Source organism: Streptomyces sp. Ru72 (assembly GCF_002920635.1).
Lineage (GTDB): Bacteria > Actinomycetota > Actinomycetes > Streptomycetales > Streptomycetaceae > Streptomyces.
Map to the genome: position 1 here is coordinate 1 of NZ_PQSR01000241.1, position 911 is coordinate 911.

General features: G+C 71.0%; 1 protein-coding gene. It reads left to right on the plus strand.

Translation table 11 applies throughout. From position 1 onward, the window contains the following. Window positions 1-143 precede the first annotated feature (143 nt). Complete coding sequence (locus tag C3488_RS39695; protein WP_103845640.1) at window positions 144-845, plus strand: response regulator transcription factor; 702 nt, start codon at window positions 144-146, stop codon at window positions 843-845. The last annotated feature ends 66 nt before the right edge of the window (window positions 846-911 follow it).

Consider the following 911-nt stretch of genomic DNA (forward strand, 5'->3'; position numbering starts at 1 on the left):
GTCAGGGCCGGGGAAGGGCGCACGGCGGCGAGTGGGGCCGGTCGGCCCTAGTGCGGGCGGGCGGGGCGCGTGATGATCGTCGACAGTGGGCGGCCGGGGGACCGTCCTTCGGCAGAGGTTCGACACGGCACCGAGGAGTCGTCATGGCCGAGGCGCACGCCTTCAGCGAGCAGGACCCGATCCGGGTGTTCCTGCTGGACGACCACGAGGTCGTACGACGCGGCCTGGCCGACCTGCTGGAGGCCGAACCCGATATTTCGGTGGTCGGGGACGCCGACACCGTCGAACACGCGCTCGCCCGCGGTCCGGCGGTGCGGCCGCATGTGGCCGTCCTCGATGTGCGCCTGCCGGACGGCGACGGCATCACCGTCTGCCGTGAGCTGCGCAGCCAGATGCCGGAGCTGGCCTGTCTGATGCTGACCTCCTTCGACGACGACGACGCGCTGCTCGACGCGATCATGGCGGGCGCCTCGGGATACGTCCTGAAGCAGATCAGGGGCTCCGACCTGGTGTCCGCGGTCCGCACCGTCGCCTCCGGCCAGTCGATGCTCGACCCGGCGACGACCGCGCGGCTGATGCACTCGCTGCGCGCCGACCCCGCCGAGCAACCGGCCCTGTCACCCGAACTGGCGAGCCTGTCCCCGCGCGAGCGTGACATCCTCGCGCTGATCGGGGACGGCCTGACCAACCGGGAGATCGGCAAGAGGCTCTATCTGTCGGAGAAGACGGTCAAGAACCACATCTCGCGGCTGCTGGCCAAGCTGGGCGTGCAGCGCCGCGTCCAAGCCGCCGTCCTCGCCACCCATCTGGAACCCTCCGAGTCGGCGGAACGCACCACCCGCTGAGCCGTGCCGCGGGCACTTCGGCGCTGCCGCACCATCACTCGCCCACCGAGCCGCACCATCACTCAT